This window comes from Phenylobacterium sp., assembly GCF_004297125.1.
Classification (GTDB): Bacteria; Pseudomonadota; Alphaproteobacteria; order Caulobacterales; family Caulobacteraceae; genus Phenylobacterium.
In genome coordinates this window covers 1-15,151 of record NZ_SCVD01000033.1, presented here as the reverse complement: position 1 = coordinate 15,151, position 15,151 = coordinate 1, and the positions used below count along the sequence as shown (strand labels likewise).

The following is a 15,151-nucleotide window of genomic DNA, read 5'->3' as shown; positions in this document are numbered from 1 at the left end:
CTCAGTGGAAGATGGTCAAGCCGCGCGATGCTGCATTGTGGTCACCAGCGCCAGTCCCTGGCGCTGGGCTTGCAGCCGCCGTCCTTCCAGCCGGTCCAGCCGCGGCCGCGCACGACCTTTCCGGGACGCGCGGCCGTGGGCTCGCCGTTCGCGAGCGCGAGCTGACCGTTGACCACCACTTCGCTGACGCCCGTCGAGAACTGGTGCGGCTTCTCGAAGGTGGCGTGGTCCTGGATCTTCGCGGGATCGAAGACCACCACGTCGGCGTAGTTCCCAACCTTCAGCTCGCCGCGCTCATGGAGGCCGAGGTTGTGGGCGGGCAGGGCCGACAGCTTGCGCACCGCCTCGCCGAGGCTCAGGCGCTTCTCGTCGCGCACGTACTTCGCCAGCAGCCGGGCGAAGTTGCCGTAGGCCCGCGGGTGGGTCGACGAGAGGGTGAAAGGGTCCTCGGGCGCCTGGGCCTCCGCGTCCGAGCCGAAGCTCATGTAGGGCAGGGTGACCTGGCGCGCCACGTTCGCCTCGGACATCGAGAAGTAGACCACCTGCACCCTGGAGCCGTCCTCGATCACCAGATCGATGGCGGCGTCCTCCGGGCTGACCCCACGGTCCTTGGCCACCTGGGCCAGGGTCTTGCCCGTGAGCGGCTTCAGCTTCGGGTTCTTGAAGCCCACCAGCAAGGTGCCGTCCGCGCCCGCGCCGCGCTGTAGGTTTTCGAACGTCGGCGAGCCGGACCGCATCTCCTCGATCACCCGGGCGCGGGTGGCGGGGTCCTTGAGGCGGCCGATCCAGGCCTCCACGCCGCCGGCCTGGACCCAGGTGGGCATGGCGGCGTCCAGGCCGGTGGAGCTGGCCGGGTAGGTGTACATGTCGGCGGTGATCCGCAGGCCGGACGCGCGGGCGGCCTCGATCCGGCCGATCGCCGCATCCATCTTGCCCCAGTTGTCGCGGCCGGCGGCCTTGAGGTGGTAGATTTCGGCCGGAGCGCCTGAGCGCCGCGAGATGTCGATCACCTCATCGGTGGCCTCCAACAGCCGCGCGCCTTCCGAACGCATGTGGCTGATGTACATGCCGCCACAGCGGCCGGCTTCGGTGACCAGGGCGACCAGCTCATCGGTCTCGGCGAAGGTTCCGGGCGCGTAGATCAGCGAGGAGCCCACGCCCAGGGCGCCGTCCTCCATGGCCTTGACCACCAGCCCGCGCATCTGGGCGAGCTGGGCGGGTGTCGGATCGACGTCGCTCTCGCCCAGCACGTTCACACGCACTGTCGCCGCGCCGACGAAGGACGCCACGTTCACCGAGACCCCCTTCTTCTCGAGCACGCGCAGGTACTCGTCGAGGGTGGTCCAGGTGATCGGGTACTTGATATCGCCCTGGCGCTGGGCCTCCAGCCGCTTCATCTCGGGCGTCAGCGGGCCCATGGACGTACCCTCGCCCATGACTTCGAGCGTAACGCCCTGGCGCAGTTCGGACTGGCCGCGGCCGTCCTGCATCAAGCTGTCGTTGGACCAGGACAGCATGTTGATGAAGCCCGGCGCGACGGCCTTGCCATGGGCGTCCACGGTCTTCGCCGCCGTGCCGGGGCAGGCTCCGACGCAGACGATCCGGTCCCCGTTGATCGCCACGTCGCCCTTGACCGGCGCGCCGCCCGACCCGTCGTAGATCTCGCCGCCGCGGACCATGAGGTCGTAGGTCGGCGCAGAGCCCGCCTGCGAGGCGGTCAGGCAAAGCGCCACGGCGGTGGCGGCGAGCAGCTTGTTGTTCATGGAGACTCCCTTGGCGAAGAGAGCCTAGCCTCACCGCTTCCTGACGAACACCGTCCCGGCCGAATACCCCGCGCCGAAGGAGCAGATCAGGCCGGTCTCGCCCGCCGAGAAGTCGTCGTTGGCCTTGTGGAAGGCGATGATCGATCCGGCCGAGGAGGTGTTGGCGTACTCGTCCAGGATGATGACGTTCTCGGCCGTGCTGGGCTCGCGGCCCAGGACGCGCTTCCCGATCATTTCGTTCATGTTGATGTTGGCCTGGTGGAGCCACATCCGCTTGAGGCCGTGCGGATCGATGCCCAACTCGCCCGCGTGGTCGATGATCATCTCCGAGACCATCGGCACCACCTCGCGGAAGACCTTGCGGCCCTCCTGGACGAACAGCTTATCCGGGGCGCCGACGCCCTCCGGAGCGGCCCGGTTCAGGAAGCCGAAGTTGTTGCGGATGTTGTTCGAGAACTGGGTCTTCAGCCGCGTGCCCAGGATGTCCCAGCCGCCGGTCGCATCTTCCGCCCGCTCGACGATCACCGCGGTGGCCACGTCGCCGAAGATGAAATGGCTGTCGCGGTCGCGGAAGTTCAGGTGGCCCGAGCAGATCTCAGGATTGACCATCAGCACCGCCCGCGCCGAGCCGGAGGTCACGAAATCGGAGGCGGTCTTGATGCCGAACGTGGCGGACGAGCAGGCGACGTTCATGTCGAAGGCGAACCCTTCGATACCCAGGGCCTGCTGCACCTCGATCGCCATGGCGGGATAGGCGCGCTGCATGTTCGAGGCGGCGCAGATCACCGCGTCGATCCGGCTGACGTCCTTGCCCCAGCGGGCGATCGCCTCTCTGGCGGCTTCCACGGCGATCTCGGCCAGGATCGAGATCTGGTCGTTCGGGCGTTCGGGGATATTGGGGACCATCCGGTCGGGATCGACCAGGCCGGTCTTGTCCACGACGAAGCGGGCCTTGATGCCCGAGGCCTTCTCGATGAACTCGGCGGAGGAGGGGGTCAGGGCCTGGACATCGCCCGCCTCGATCGCCGCGGCGTTGGCCGCGTTGAAGCGCTCGACGTAGGCGTTGAAGGTCTCGACGAGCTCGGCGTTCGAGAGGCTGTTGGGCGGCGTGTAGAGCCCAGTGGCGGCGATCACCGCGTCGGTCATTCGTGTTCCTTCCCGAACTTTGCCGCCTGATTAGCACGCCCATCGGCGGCGTCACGGGCGATGTGGCCGGAAGGACACAGACATGCACTGAACAAACCTTCGACAAAGAACCGTCTGCGGCGGGCCGCGTTTGGCGTCGATCGGTAGACGGACTGGGCGGGCTGTTCAGTACGAGTACGGAGTTCCTCCCCAAAAATGAAAAACGCTCTCATCGCCGCGGCCTCGCTGGCCGCGATCGCCACCGTCGTCCCCGCCGCCGCCCAGGCCCAGGACGCCGCCGCCAGCAACGTCGGCGCCTATGTGAACCTGGGCCTGGCCCACGCCGACGCGGGCACGCCGAACTACGAGATCGCCGGCGCCCGCCTGGGCTACCGCTTCACGCCCTATCTCGGCGTGGAGGGCGAGGCGGCCACCGGCCTGCAAGGCTACACGTTCCACGACGTCGGCGGCACGCCGGGCCTGGATGTGAAGACCAAGCTCGAGCACCAGTTCGCCGCCTACGGCGTCGGTTTCCTGCCGATCAGCCCCAACACCGACCTGTTCGCCCGCGTCGGCTACGGCACCACCAAGATCAGCGGCAAGGCGCTGGGGGTCTCGGCGGCCGACGACGGTGAGTCCTGGAACTTCGGCGTCGGCGCCCAGCACTCCTTCGATGGGCTGAACGGCATCCGCGTCGACTACACGCGCCAGGAATTCACCAACAGCAGCGCCCACGCCAACGTGTTCGGCGCCTCCTACGTCCGCAAATTCTAGCGGGAAGGGCTTCGGGCGCCGGCGCGTTCCCAGTCCCTCCCAGGGACGCCTGCGCCTGAAGGAAGGCCGCTCTGTCGCAGGAGCGGCCTTTTCCTTGACCGGCTGTCGGCGCGCGCCCACGCTCCGCGTCTGGACAGCATGGGAGCCACCGCGATGAACGAGGCCTTCTTCGTTCAACTTGCCCTTTCGGCGGCGGCGGTCGGCGTGCTGGTCGCCATCGCCGCCTGGGCGAAGATCGCCAAGCCCGCGGGCCCGCTGGACGACTACAAGGCGCGCGGGCTCTTCGAATACGAGTTCCCCGGCCGTAAGCTGGACGCCGTCTGGGTGGCCTCGGACGGAGCCGGAGCCCTGGCCAAGTCCGGTGGCCTGGCGCTGGTGATCTGCCAGGTGGGCGACGGATTCGCGGCCCGCCAGATCCCGTGGGCCCAGGCGATCTCGGCCAGCTTCAAGAACGGCAAGCTGTGCGTCGACCTGGCCGACATCGCCGCGCCGCGCGCGACCCTGTCGCTGCCGTCCTGGCCGCCCAAGAACCTGACCAAGGACCTTGCTGCATGATGAAGGCGGCGATCGATCCGGTCACGCTTGCGACGCCGTTCTTCATCCTCTCGGTCATCCTCGAGATCGTTCTGGCCCGGATGGGCAAGGCCGACGCGCGCTACGAGACGAAGGACACCGCGGTGTCGCTGGGCATGGGCCTGATCTCCAGCGTCGCGGGGCTGCTGACCGCGGGCGCCGTCTTCGCCGCGACCCTGTGGGTCTACGAGCACCGGCTGTTCACGATCCCGATGACGGCGATCTGGGCCTGGGTGGCGATCTTTCTGCTGGAGGACCTGACCTACTACGTGTTCCATCGCGTCAGCCACGAGCGGCGGTTCTGGTGGGCGGCGCACGTCAACCACCACTCGTCCCAACACTACAACCTGTCCACTGCGCTCCGGCAGACCTGGACGGGCGGAGTGGCCGGGACCTGGGCGCTGTGGCTGCCCCTGGCCTTCCTGGGCTTCCCCCCGGCGATGATCGCCATCCAGAAGGGGGTCAGCCTGGTCTACCAGTACTGGATCCACACCGAGGCGATCAAAAAGACGCCACGCTGGTTCGAGGCGGTGTTCAACACGCCGTCGCACCATCGGGTCCACCACGCCCGCAACGCCATCTACCTGGACCGCAACTACGCCGGGATCCTGATCGTGTGGGACAGGATGTTCGGCACTTTCCAGCCCGAACTGGACGCCGAGCCCTGCCGCTACGGCCTGGTCAAGAACGTAGCCACCTTCAACATCCTGCGGGTGGTCTTCCACGAATGGATCGGGATCGTCCAGGACGTGGTCCGGAACCCGCGCCACGCGCTGGGCTACATCTTCGGCCCGCCGGGCTGGAGCCACGACGGCAGCCGCGAGACGAGCACGATGATCAAGGCGCGAGTCGGGGCGGAGCCCGCGAAGGCGGCGGCGGAGGACGCGCGCGAGGCGGCCTAGTCCCGCAGTAGCGGCAGCGACAGCCCGCTCACCGGCCGTGCCCCCAGGATCTCGCGGCGGAAGCGGAACAGCTCGGCGGGGCGGCCGCCGGTGTCGGCGTCGAGGCGGCCCAGGCCCTCCACCAGTTCGGCCCGTTCGAGGGCGCGTCGAAAATTCTGCTTGTGCAGGGGGACGCCGGCGATGGCCTCCACGGTGCGCTGCAGGGCCGAGAGGGTGAAGGCGTCCGGCATCAGCTCGAACACCACCGGGCGGTACTTAAGCTTGCCGCGCAGGCGGCCGAGCGCCGTGGCCAGGATCCGCCGGTGGTCGGAGATCATCGCCTCGCCCAGCGCCGCCACCAGGGCGTCGGGGCGGGCAGGGGCGGCCTCGTCGCGGTCGCGGGCCGCCTCCTGGACCAGGCCGGCCTCGTAGAGCAGCTCGTAGCGCTCCAGCACCCGTTCCTCGTTCCACGGCGCGCCATCCAGGGCGAACAGCAGGCGGGCGCGGGCGAGCTTCTGGGCGTCGTTGCCGGCCCAGGTGCGTAGCGCCGTCTCGATGGCGTCGAAGGCGCGCGGGCGCCCGGCGCGCCAGTCCTCCCAGGGAAAGATCTGCGACCAGGGCCGCCATTCGCTGCCCGCGAAGTGGGTGTCGACCGCCGCGGGCGCCAGGGCCAGGTAGCCTACGGAGATCACCCGCGCTGCCGCGTCGCCGCCGCCGCCCAGGTCGGCGAGGGGCGCGTCGCGGCCCTTGTCGCCGAAGGTGTAGAGTTGTTCCACATAGCCCAGGTCGAAACGGGTCTGCTCGGTCACGAACGCCCGGAGCGCCAGTTCGAACGTGCGGTGGCCGTCGGGGTCGAACGGGCCGAAGGGCAGGCTGGTCAGGTCGCCCGCCTGGCCCTTCTGGCGAACGATAAGGGCCACGGCCTCGCCGTCCTTGATGGCGACCACCACCGCCGACAGCCCGATGACGAGGGAGCTGCTCATTCGGTGTCGAACGCCTGGGCGTGGGGCGTGTAGCCCGCGGCCTCGGACAGCACCTCGAAGCGGCGCACATAGTGAGCCTGGGCGTCGAAGGGCGCCTGTGGCTCGATCTTCAGGCTGTAGCCCGTTGGCGGGGCGCCGAAGATCTCCAGCGCCTCGGCGTGGCCGAACCCCGCGAGCTGGGTCGCCTCGAAGAAGGCGCAGGCCCGGTCGGCCTGCTTGATCAATTTCTTGATCGCCGTCGGCGTCTTGGCCGGGATGCCGAAGCGCACGTGGATGGCGTTCTCCAGCCGCTCCTCGAAGACCTTGTAGTCGACGCCCAGCGCGGCCTTGAACGGGCTGATCATGTCGCCGATCACATATTCCGAGGCGTCGTGCAGCAGGGCGGCCAGCCGCCAGCGGGGTTCGACGTCGGGCTGGATGTGGGCCACGATCTCCTCGACCACCACCGAATGCTGGGCGACCGAGAAGGCGTGCTGGCCCACCGTCTGGCCGTTCCAGCGGGCCACACGGGCCAGGCCGTGGGCGATATCCTCGATCTCGATGTCCATGGGCGAGGGGTCGAGCAGGTCCAACCGGCGGCCCGAAAGCATACGCTGCCAGGCCCGGGGCGCCTCATTCGTGCGACGCAGCCCTTTCCTCACCCGTGCATTCCTTCCACTGTCGAGGTCGTGAACTGGCCCAGGGACTGACAAAGATCAATCCGGCGCGGTTCAGGATAGAAGATGGTGGGGCGTGAAGAGGATGCATACATGAGCTGGGCCCGCATCATGGCGCCGCTGTCGGGCGGCCAGGGCGACGCCGCCACCGTCGCCGCCGCGGCGATGCTCGCCGAGCCGTTCGGGGCGGAGCTCGCCTGCGTCTACACCCCGGCCGACGTGGCCGACGTCATGCCCTGGATGGGCGAAGGCTTCCTGGGCGGGGTCCAGACGACCGCGCTCGAGTCCCTGAAGGAGGCCACCGCGGCCGGCGAGGCCAACGCCCGCAAGGCCGCGGCCGGCGCCAAATACGCCAAGAGTCAGTTCGTGGCCCTGCAGACGCCGGTCTGGGCGGGGCTGTCGGCCGAGAGCCGCCTATCGGACGTGGTGGTGTTCACCAGCGATCCCGCGCGGGGGCGGGGACCCCTGGCCGAGGCTTTCCAGCAGATGGTGGCCGACGAACAGCGCCCGGTGCTGATCGCTCGCGAAGGCCTGAAGGTCGGGGGCGTGGTCGCCGTGGCCTGGGACGGCGGCAAGGAGGCCTCGCGCGCCGCGCGCCTCGCCACGCCACTGCTGGAGAAGGCGTCGAAGGTGGTGATCATCGCCGCCCCCAAGGCCAGCTCCCGCACCTTCGACCCCGCCCGGCTGCAGAGCTATTACGCAGCGCGCGGCGTGGCTTCGGAGGTGCAGCTGCTCACCGACAGCGGCGACGCCGCGCCAGCGATCCTGCATGCCGCGGCCTCGGCCGGGGCCGATATTCTGGTGGCCGGCGCGTTCGGTCACCCGCGGCTGCAGGAGTTCATCTTCGGCGGCACCACCCGGACGCTGTTGAACTCGGACAGCCCGAGCCTGTTTCTCTCTCACTAGAATCCTTATCTGACCTGCCAGGAGGTGACTTCATGTCCTTGTCGCGCATCGTGATGCGGCTCGCCCGCAACCCCGGGACGGAATTCGCCGGCGGAGACGACCACCGCGGCTATTCGCTGACCGCGCCGCTGACGCCGGACGGGATGCTGGACGAGGCGGCCTACGGCAAGGCGCGCGACGCCTGCACCGTGCGCCGGTTCGCGCCGGACGAGGATCCCGTCGACGGCCGTCTGGCGCGCAAGGGCCAGCGCTGGTTCTTCGACTACGACGAGGATGACGCCGCCGACGACGAGCCGGTCCACCGCCTGGGCCAGCACAAGTTCGCGGTTGGCGAATACGTGACGGTCACCGACGAGGATGGCCGGCCGCTGACCTACAAGGTCGTCGAGGTGCAGCCGGCCGCCTGACCGGCCTCTGCCTTCGCGCGGCGCGCACGGGTCGGCCCGAGCCGACCCGGCGTCCCGGCGGATGCTTCAGGCCCTTGAGATTCAGACTCCGCCGTTCTTGCGGACCAGTTTCTTCACGTCGGGATACAGCTCGCCGCCGTCGGGGCCTTCGGTCTTCGACTTCACGACGGCGACCGTGATCGGGCCGCGCTTGGGGCCGCCGGCCTCGTAGCCGACGAACCGGTAGCCTTCGGGCAGGTCGTCGCCCGTATAGATGAACATGGCGCGCAGGCCGCGCTTTTCCCGGCTCAGCGCCTCCCCCCGCAGGCGCACGTCGCGGCGCATTCGCACTGTCGCGCCGTCGTCGCCGGCGTCGATGGTGAGCGGGCCCACGCGCACATTGGCGGTGTCGTCGTTGTCGTTGGCGACGACATGGATGCCGGGCAGGTTCACGCGGGTGGTCCCGCCGTCCTCGGTGACGACACCGGATTTGCCGTGCGGGTCGATCCTGACCTGGACGGAGACGCCCTTGGTGTCGTCCGCGGCTTCCTTGGCCGCCTTCTCTGCGTCCGTGGCGGCCTGGGGGCTGGCCTTGGCCGGCTCCTCCTTGGTCCCGTCCTTCGCATCTTCGGCGACGGGCGCCGTGCGGTTGGCGAGCAGGGTGGTCTCAATGCCCGCCAGCGTGGCGTCGGGGCTGCCGGTCACGTTGACGAGCTGCAGCGTCACTTCGGCGCCGCCGTCGTTGGTGTAGGTGCAGGCCTTGCCGTCCGGCGACGCCGAGGTGCGGGTGAGGTCCCCCTGAGTCTGGGGGCAGTCCAGCGCGGCGCGCGCGGCGGGAACCTTGGGGCCGCAGGCCGCGGCGGTCAGGGCCAGGGCCGAGGCGGCGACGAGGTACAGCGGCTTCATGAAAAAGGGCTCCGTCCGTTCCCTTGGAGGGTGGTCGGAGCCCTTCGAAAAGGCGAGTGAATTCGCCGTAACGGCCGAGTGCCGGGGCGTTACTGCTGGCCGGGCCGCGCCGCGCCCTCGCGCCGGGCCAGGAAGGCCAGGCGTTCGAACAGATGCACGTCCTGCTCGTTCTTGAGCAGGGCGCCGTGCAGCGGCGGGATCAGCTTGGTGGGATCCTTCTCGGCCAGCGCATCGGCGTCGATGTCTTCGACCATCAGAAGCTTCAGCCAGTCCAGCAGTTCGGACGTGGACGGCTTCTTCTTCAGGCCCGGCACCTTGCGCATGTCGTAGAAGATGCGCAGCGCCTCGGCGACCAGCTTGGCCTTGATCCCCGGATAGTGGACGTCGACGATTTCCTGCATCGTCTCGCTGTCGGGGAAGCGGATGTAGTGGAAGAAGCAGCGGCGCAGGAAGGCGTCGGGCAGCTCCTTCTCGTTGTTCGACGTGATGATCACGATCGGGCGGACGGCCGCCTTGATCGTCTCGTTGGTCTCGTAGACGTAGAATTCCATCCGATCGAGCTCCTGCAGGAGGTCGTTGGGGAACTCGATGTCGGCCTTGTCGATCTCGTCGATCAGCAGCACGGGCCGGCCGGCGTGCTCGAAGGCCTCCCAGAGCTTGCCCTTCTTGATGTAGTTCTTGACGTCCTTCACCCGCTCGTCGCCGAGTTGGCTGTCGCGCAGGCGGGTCACGGCGTCGTACTCGTAAAGGCCCATGGTGGCCTTGGTGGTCGACTTGATGTGCCAGGTGATCAGGTCCGACCCCAGCGCCTTGGCGATCTCCTCCGCCAGCACCGTCTTGCCGGTGCCGGGCTCGCCCTTGATCAGGAGCGGACGTTCCAGGGCGATGGCGGCGTTGACCGCCACCTTAAGGTCTTCGGTCGCGACGTAGTTGTCGGTCCCCTCGAAACGCTGACGGCTCATCTAGGCTCCCCGCGCGGGCGCCAAGCCCACGTTCGAACAGTTGTTTGTCTAAGGGCAACCTATAGTCCTGTACCGGATGTTCAAGGGCGATCAGGCTTCCGCAAGGGCGGGGGCCGCCCCATTGCCCGGAGGAGAGACGCGGAATAGTCGTGGGTGCAGCTGTTGCGATCACGGGACCGAATGCCTTGAACCTGGCGATCCTTCAGGCGCGGATGACCTCCAGCCGGCTGCCCGGCAAGGTCATGGCGCCGGTGCTGGGCGAGCCGATGATCGGCCGGCAGCTCGAGCGCCTGGGCCGCTCCGCGCGCATCGGCCGCATCGTGGTGGCCACCAGCACCGACGCGTCCGACGATCCTCTGGCCGACTATGTGGCGGGCCTGGGCCACCTGGTGTTTCGCGGCTCGCTGACCGACGTGCTGGACAGGTTCGGAGGGGCGATGGCCCTGGTCCCGGAGGCCGACACGGTGGTGCGGCTGACCGCCGACTGCCCGCTGGCCGACTGGACGGTGATCGACGCCACCATCGACAGCCGGCGGGAGGCCGGGGCGGACTACGCCAGCAACACGCCCGCCGTGCGCACCTATCCGCACGGCTTGGACGTCGAGGTGATGAGCCGCGAGGCGCTGGCGCGCGCCTGCCGCGAGGCCGCCGACCCGTACGAACGGGAGCATGTGACGCCCTTCATCTACCGGCGGCCCGACGAATTCCGGCTGGCCTACCTCTCGCAGCCAGTGTCGCTGGCGCATCTGCGGTGGACGGTCGACCTGCCGGAGGATCTGGCGTTCGTCCGCGACGTCTACGAGCGGCTCTATCCGGGTAAGCCGGACTTCACCACGGCTGACGTGGTCGCCCTCGAACGCAACAGCTCCGGAGCCGCCGCATGAGCGCGCCAGACATCGTCCTGCGGCCCGTCGAGGGGTCCGACATGAGCCGGCTCCGCACATGGCGGAACCTGCCCGACATCCGCGCCTGGATGTACAGCGACCATGAGATATCGGAGGTCGAGCACGAGCACTGGTTCAACGCCGCCATGGCGGACCCGGCGCGGAAGTACTGGATCATCCAGGTGGACGACAGGCCCGTCGGCCTAGCCAATCTCTATGACATCGCGCCGGCGCACCGGAGATGCTCGTGGGCCTATTACCTCGCCGACGGTTCGACCCGCGGGAAGGGCGTGGGGGCCTTCGTCGAGTTCAAGGTCATCGAGCATGTATTCGCGGACCACGGCCTCAACAAGCTGTGCTGCGAGGTGCTGATTGGCAACGAGGCGGTGTGGAAGCTGCACGAATCGTTCGGCTTCCGGCGCGAGGCGCTGCTGCGCGCCCACGTTTGGAAAAACGGTCAGCCGGCCGACGTGGTTGGCCTGGGCCTGCTGGCCGAGGATTGGGCGGCGCAGCGGCCCGAGAGCCTGCGGCGCCTGCGCGAAAAGGGCTTCGAGCTCTCCTAGCCCTTCGCCGTTCCGTCCGGCTTGGCATAGCCCAGGTCTTCCAGGTCCGCGTCGTCGATTTTCCTCGCCTCGAAATTGGTGAAGTCATCCTCGCCGCCGTCGACCGTGAGCGCGTCGCCCGTCTCCTCCAGGCCGTCGATGTCGTCGGGGGCGACGCGGGCCTCGTTGAAGCCGTCCTCCGGCCCCTGGCCATCCAGGTCGTCCTCGCGCTCGGCGGTGGCGGCGCGGTAGTCGAGTTCATCGTCTTCTTCGGTGTCGGCGTCATCCACGGCGTCGGGATCGAATTCGTCGGCGTCGAGCGCCAAGGCCTCGTCGTCGTCGCGGTCGCCGTCCACCTGGGTCAGGTCCTCGACCTGCGGGAGCTCCTCGAAGGTGCGCTCCTCGCCGAGGCCGGTTCCATCGTCGTCGAGCAAGGCGTCATACGCCTCGGCGCCTTCCTGGCCATCCAGGTCGGGGGATTCGGACATCTTCGGGCTCCTCGCGTCTGGCGCCGTCCTGGCGCCTGCCCGATCAATCCCTGGGCGCGGTCAGCGTTCCGCCGCGAAGGCCTCGACCGCCTCGCCGACCGCCTCCATCACCGGGGTCCAGTTGCCGAACGCCGGCGTGGTGAAGGTGCGTACCTGCGGGTACCAGGGGTAGCGGGCCGTCCCCAGGCGGGTCCAGGCGCCGGGCACCGAGATCAGCCAGGTCGGCGCGCCACAGCCGGCGGCCAGGTTCATCGTGGCGTTCGAGAAGCCCACGACCAGGTCCACCGCGCAGCAGAGCGCCGCAACATCGTCCAGGTCCTGCTTCAGGTCGATACCCGGCGGCGTCCAGATGCTGACGCCGTAGTCACGCTCGGCCTGGGCGATCTCTTCCGAGCAGTCGCCGTATTGCAGGTTGATAAGGGTGACGCCCCTGGCCCTGAGCACAGGCGCCCAATCCGCGAACGGCGAGAAGAAGCGGCGACGCGCGCCTGTGCGGATGTTGCTCTTCCAGAGGAGCCCCACCTTCACGCCGGCCGGCGCCGTGTCCAGCTCGCGGCGCCAGTGCGCCACCCGGACCGGATCGGGGGTCAGGAAGCCCGCGCGGTCCGGGAAAGCTCCGATGCTGCGGCGGAACTCCCGCAGCAGCGAGCCGAACGGCGTCCAGTAGTCGTAGTCCTTGAAGTTCGTGACGAAGGGCAGCGTTCGGTAGGTGCGGCCGGTCTTCAGATAGGTGGCGTGCGCGCCGACCGTGGCCTGCGGGAAGCTCCGCTGGAACAGCGAAACCAGCCGGGGCTCGACCGCGAGGGTCAACCGGCCTTCGGGCCCCACGGCCTCCAGTGCGTTCGGCAGGACGTTGCCGAACAGGATCTCGTCCCCCAGACCTTGCTCGGCGATGGCCAGCAGGGACTTGCCCTCGAGGCCGGCCCCGGCCGGATAGCGCTCCACATCCACGAGGAAGTGAGTCGTGTCGGCATAGGACGGGTGGAGGCGGGCCTCGTAGGCGTCCCAGCCCTCGCCAATGCGGCCCAGCGTCAACAGGATGGTCGAGCGTGAAAGGTGCATCATCTGCCGCTCGTCCTCGGCCAGGACGTGGGCGAGGGCTTCGTCGCAGAGAACCAGGGCCTCGTCGGGATCGCCCTGGGACAGTCGCGCGCTGCTCAGATTGTAGAGCGCCTTTGGAAACGTCGGCTCAAGCCGCACGGCCTCGCGGAAGAAGATCTCGGCATTGGGATAGTCGCCCAGCTCCGCCATGACGGTGCCCATCGTGTTCCAGAGCATGGCGACGTCGGGCCGCGCGAGGATCGCCGGGCGCAGGAGCTCGACGGCCTCATCGTACCGCTGGTCGTCTCGCAGCACGCAGGCGAGGTTGTTGGCGCCTTCGTGGTGACCCGGGTAGCGGACGAGGAAGTGCCGGAACAGCTTCTCGGCATGGGATTTCATGCCGAGGCGGTACGCCAGGCGGCCAAGATCGTTGGCGACCTCCGCATGATCCGGCAGCAGGCGAAGGGCCGTCTCGTACGCTGTGATCGCCGAACCGAAATCGCCCGCCCGCTCGCGGCTGATCGCCAGCAGATACCAGCCGAAGCCGTTGGTCTCATCCTTGTCGAGAGCCTTCAGCGCCCACTCGCCGCCCTCCTGGTTTCGTTCGGCGTTCAGCGCCTGGACCGCACGGTCCAGCAACGGCTTGACGGCGATCGCCTTCAGCTCGGACATGGCCGAGGTCAGCCGCGCAAGGGCCTCCTTGGATCCGGCCTCCCCCATGGGGCCGCCCGTCGCCTTCGGCGTGGCTGCGGCCGGCCCCGCGGCGGTGTCGAGCGCTAGGGCGGACACGAAGGTGGTCGGGGCCTTGGCGGGCATGAACAGGCTCTCCAGCAGATAGCCTGCCAATTGGCCTCCTTATGCTTAATCCGCGCTTAAAAGGGCCTAAGAATCCCGCCCGGCAATCGCGTGTTAACGGGTCCCTCGTAAGCCTAGGGTGCGTTCGGGCCTGAGGAGGGCGATTATGGTTCATTCGAATCACATCGCTGGTTCGCAGGCTCCGAGATCAGGGGGCGGGCTTTGCCGCTGAAGCTATCGCTGAGACCCGGTGAGAAGTTCGTGCTGAACGGCGCTGTCGTTCAGAATGGCGACCGCCGGGCCGTGCTTGTCCTCCAGAACAAGGCGTCCGTCCTTCGCGAGAAGGATATCCTGCAGCCGGACGATGTGCAGACCCCAGCGCGGCGGATCTATTTCCCCGTGATGATGATGTACCTCGACGAGGGCAACGCCGAACGCTTCTACGACGAATTCGTTCGTCGGCTGACCGAGTTCATGGGGGTCATCCAGAACCCTTCGGTGCTGGCCGACTGCGTGAACATCTCGAAGCACTGCATGGCGCGCGAGTACTACAAGGCGCTGATGCTCTGCCGGAAACTCATCGAGTACGAAGACGAAAGGCTGGGGAATGTCCCTTCAGGCGTATCAACAGGCGGCCACGCGGGCTGAGAATCCCCGCGACATGGAATACCGTCTGTTCGCGCAGGTCACCCGCGCGCTGATGGACGCCGCCACTCTCGATCGGACGGAGGTCGCCAGGCGGGTCGATGCGCTCGACTGGAACCGCCGCATGTGGTCGACGCTGGCGGCCGACTGCTCGAACCCGAAGAACGGGCTGCCGCCCGCCCTGCGGGCCTCGTTCATTTCGCTCAGCATCTGGGTCGGCAAGCACACGACCCTGGTGATCCGGAACCAGGAGGAGATCGAGCCCCTGATCGAGATCAACCGCATGATCATGCAGGGCCTCGCCAGCCAAGGGGCCCAGGCCGCGGCCTGATCCTCCAGGCGCTCCCGATTTTCGAAGGCCGCGGCGTCCCCGCGGCCTTTTTGATTTTTGCCGGGCCGGTCTCGGCACGATCTGCCGGGCTGCAGGAAATGGCTGGTGGGGCGGGAGTCCTGGCGACCCGAGTTCTCCAAAAAATCCAATAAAATCATGCGGAAAAGACCTGGCGCGGCGTGGTTAATCCTGGCCCGCGCCTTGCGTGGTCGTGCATGAGCGAAAAATCGCTCGCCGGCAGAAGTCCGGACCACTCCCTCCAGAATGGAAGGCACTACCCATGGCCAATTCGGTCAACACCAACGTCAGCGCCATGATCGCGCTGCAAAACCTGAATTCGACCAACGCGGACCTGAACGTCACCCAGGGGAGGATCAACACCGGCAAGAGGATCAACAACGCGAAGGACAACGGCGCCGTCTGGGCTATCGCCCAGAACCAGCGTGCGACGTCCCAGTCGTTGAATGCCGTTCGCGAGTCGCTGCAGCGCGGCCAATCCACGGTGGACGT

General features: G+C 68.0%; 18 protein-coding genes. 10 read left to right on the top strand and 8 right to left on the bottom strand.

The window, feature by feature from the left end; all coding sequences use genetic code 11:
- Positions 1 to 41: 41 nt before the first annotated feature.
- Both EPO51_RS22515 and EPO51_RS22510 read right to left on the bottom strand, forming a co-directional pair.
- Positions 42 to 1,763, bottom strand: coding sequence for an N-acyl-D-amino-acid deacylase family protein (locus EPO51_RS22515; protein WP_293354940.1), 1,722 nt, complete (start codon positions 1,761 to 1,763; stop codon positions 42 to 44).
- Between the two features lie 30 nt (positions 1,764 to 1,793).
- Complete coding sequence (locus EPO51_RS22510) at positions 1,794 to 2,909, bottom strand: beta-ketoacyl-ACP synthase III (protein WP_293354937.1); 1,116 nt, start codon at positions 2,907 to 2,909, stop codon at positions 1,794 to 1,796.
- Between the two features lie 195 nt (positions 2,910 to 3,104).
- On the opposite strand from EPO51_RS22510, the gene EPO51_RS22505 reads away from it, so the two are divergent.
- The 3 genes from EPO51_RS22505 to EPO51_RS22495 all read left to right on the top strand — a co-directional run bounded on the left by EPO51_RS22505 (position 3,105) and on the right by EPO51_RS22495 (position 5,137).
- Positions 3,105 to 3,662, top strand: a complete 558-nt coding sequence (locus EPO51_RS22505) for a porin family protein (protein WP_293354934.1) — start codon at positions 3,105 to 3,107, stop codon at positions 3,660 to 3,662.
- Positions 3,663 to 3,815: 153 nt separating this feature from the next.
- Positions 3,816 to 4,217 carry a hypothetical protein gene (locus EPO51_RS22500; RefSeq protein ID WP_293354931.1) on the top strand — a complete coding sequence of 134 codons (402 nt, stop codon included), beginning with the start codon at positions 3,816 to 3,818 and terminating at the stop codon, positions 4,215 to 4,217.
- Positions 4,214 to 5,137: a sterol desaturase family protein gene (locus tag EPO51_RS22495; RefSeq protein WP_293354928.1), complete on the top strand. Its 924-nt coding sequence runs from the start codon at positions 4,214 to 4,216 to the stop codon at positions 5,135 to 5,137. The genes EPO51_RS22500 and EPO51_RS22495 overlap by 4 nt, the downstream gene beginning before the upstream one ends.
- On the opposite strand, the gene EPO51_RS22490 is transcribed toward EPO51_RS22495, so the two are convergent.
- Both EPO51_RS22490 and EPO51_RS22485 read right to left on the bottom strand, forming a co-directional pair.
- Complete coding sequence (locus EPO51_RS22490; protein ID WP_293354925.1) at positions 5,134 to 6,099, bottom strand: NUDIX hydrolase; 966 nt, start codon at positions 6,097 to 6,099, stop codon at positions 5,134 to 5,136. The genes EPO51_RS22495 and EPO51_RS22490 overlap by 4 nt on opposite strands.
- The gene (locus tag EPO51_RS22485; protein WP_465246624.1) at positions 6,096 to 6,740 is read right to left on the bottom strand and encodes a YfbR-like 5'-deoxynucleotidase; all 645 of its coding nucleotides are present in this window, start codon (positions 6,738 to 6,740) and stop codon (positions 6,096 to 6,098) included. Before EPO51_RS22485 ends, EPO51_RS22490 begins: the two co-directional genes overlap by 4 nt.
- A 108-nt stretch (positions 6,741 to 6,848) precedes the next feature.
- Here EPO51_RS22485 and EPO51_RS22480 point away from each other — a divergent pair, with 108 nt between their 5' ends.
- Together EPO51_RS22480 and EPO51_RS22475 are read left to right on the top strand one after the other, a co-directional pair.
- A complete protein-coding gene (locus tag EPO51_RS22480; RefSeq protein ID WP_293354919.1) occupies positions 6,849 to 7,661 on the top strand; it encodes a universal stress protein in 813 nt (270 codons plus the stop codon).
- Positions 7,662 to 7,693: 32 nt separating this feature from the next.
- Complete coding sequence (locus EPO51_RS22475; protein ID WP_293354916.1) at positions 7,694 to 8,068, top strand: hypothetical protein; 375 nt, start codon at positions 7,694 to 7,696, stop codon at positions 8,066 to 8,068.
- Between the two features lie 81 nt (positions 8,069 to 8,149).
- Here the strand turns inward: EPO51_RS22475 and EPO51_RS22470 are convergent, their stop codons facing one another.
- Positions 8,150 to 8,953: a hypothetical protein gene (locus EPO51_RS22470; protein ID WP_293354913.1), complete on the bottom strand. Its 804-nt coding sequence runs from the start codon at positions 8,951 to 8,953 to the stop codon at positions 8,150 to 8,152.
- 89 nt (positions 8,954 to 9,042) lie between these two features.
- Positions 9,043 to 9,915 carry an AAA family ATPase gene (locus EPO51_RS22465; RefSeq protein WP_293354911.1) on the bottom strand — a complete coding sequence of 291 codons (873 nt, stop codon included), beginning with the start codon at positions 9,913 to 9,915 and terminating at the stop codon, positions 9,043 to 9,045.
- A gap of 185 nt (positions 9,916 to 10,100) precedes the next feature.
- On the opposite strand from EPO51_RS22465, the gene EPO51_RS22460 reads away from it, so the two are divergent.
- Both EPO51_RS22460 and pseH read left to right on the top strand, forming a co-directional pair.
- Positions 10,101 to 10,799: a glycosyltransferase family protein gene (locus EPO51_RS22460; RefSeq protein ID WP_293354908.1), complete on the top strand. Its 699-nt coding sequence runs from the start codon at positions 10,101 to 10,103 to the stop codon at positions 10,797 to 10,799.
- Positions 10,796 to 11,362 (top strand): UDP-4-amino-4,6-dideoxy-N-acetyl-beta-L-altrosamine N-acetyltransferase, encoded by a 567-nt coding sequence (gene pseH, locus EPO51_RS22455; protein WP_293354905.1) that lies wholly within the window; start codon positions 10,796 to 10,798, stop codon positions 11,360 to 11,362. Before EPO51_RS22460 ends, pseH begins: the two co-directional genes overlap by 4 nt.
- Here pseH and EPO51_RS22450 read toward each other — a convergent pair.
- Entirely contained in the window at positions 11,359 to 11,829 is a 471-nt protein-coding gene (locus EPO51_RS22450) for a hypothetical protein (RefSeq protein WP_293354902.1), read from the bottom strand. The two genes, pseH and EPO51_RS22450, sit on opposite strands and share 4 nt — an antisense overlap.
- A gap of 60 nt (positions 11,830 to 11,889) precedes the next feature.
- Positions 11,890 to 13,716: a tetratricopeptide repeat-containing glycosyltransferase family protein gene (locus EPO51_RS22445; protein WP_293354899.1), complete on the bottom strand. Its 1,827-nt coding sequence runs from the start codon at positions 13,714 to 13,716 to the stop codon at positions 11,890 to 11,892.
- 171 nt (positions 13,717 to 13,887) lie between these two features.
- Between EPO51_RS22445 and flbT the strand changes: the two genes are divergently transcribed.
- From flbT to EPO51_RS22430, 3 genes are all read left to right on the top strand, one after another.
- Positions 13,888 to 14,313, top strand: coding sequence for a flagellar biosynthesis repressor FlbT (gene flbT, locus EPO51_RS22440; RefSeq protein ID WP_293354896.1), 426 nt, complete (start codon positions 13,888 to 13,890; stop codon positions 14,311 to 14,313).
- Positions 14,273 to 14,641, top strand: coding sequence for a flagellar biosynthesis regulator FlaF (gene flaF / locus EPO51_RS22435; RefSeq protein ID WP_293354893.1), 369 nt, complete (start codon positions 14,273 to 14,275; stop codon positions 14,639 to 14,641). The genes flbT and flaF overlap by 41 nt, the downstream gene beginning before the upstream one ends.
- A 280-nt stretch (positions 14,642 to 14,921) precedes the next feature.
- The coding region (locus tag EPO51_RS22430) for a flagellin N-terminal helical domain-containing protein (RefSeq protein WP_465246623.1) at positions 14,922 to 15,151 on the top strand (230 nt) is incomplete at its 3' end.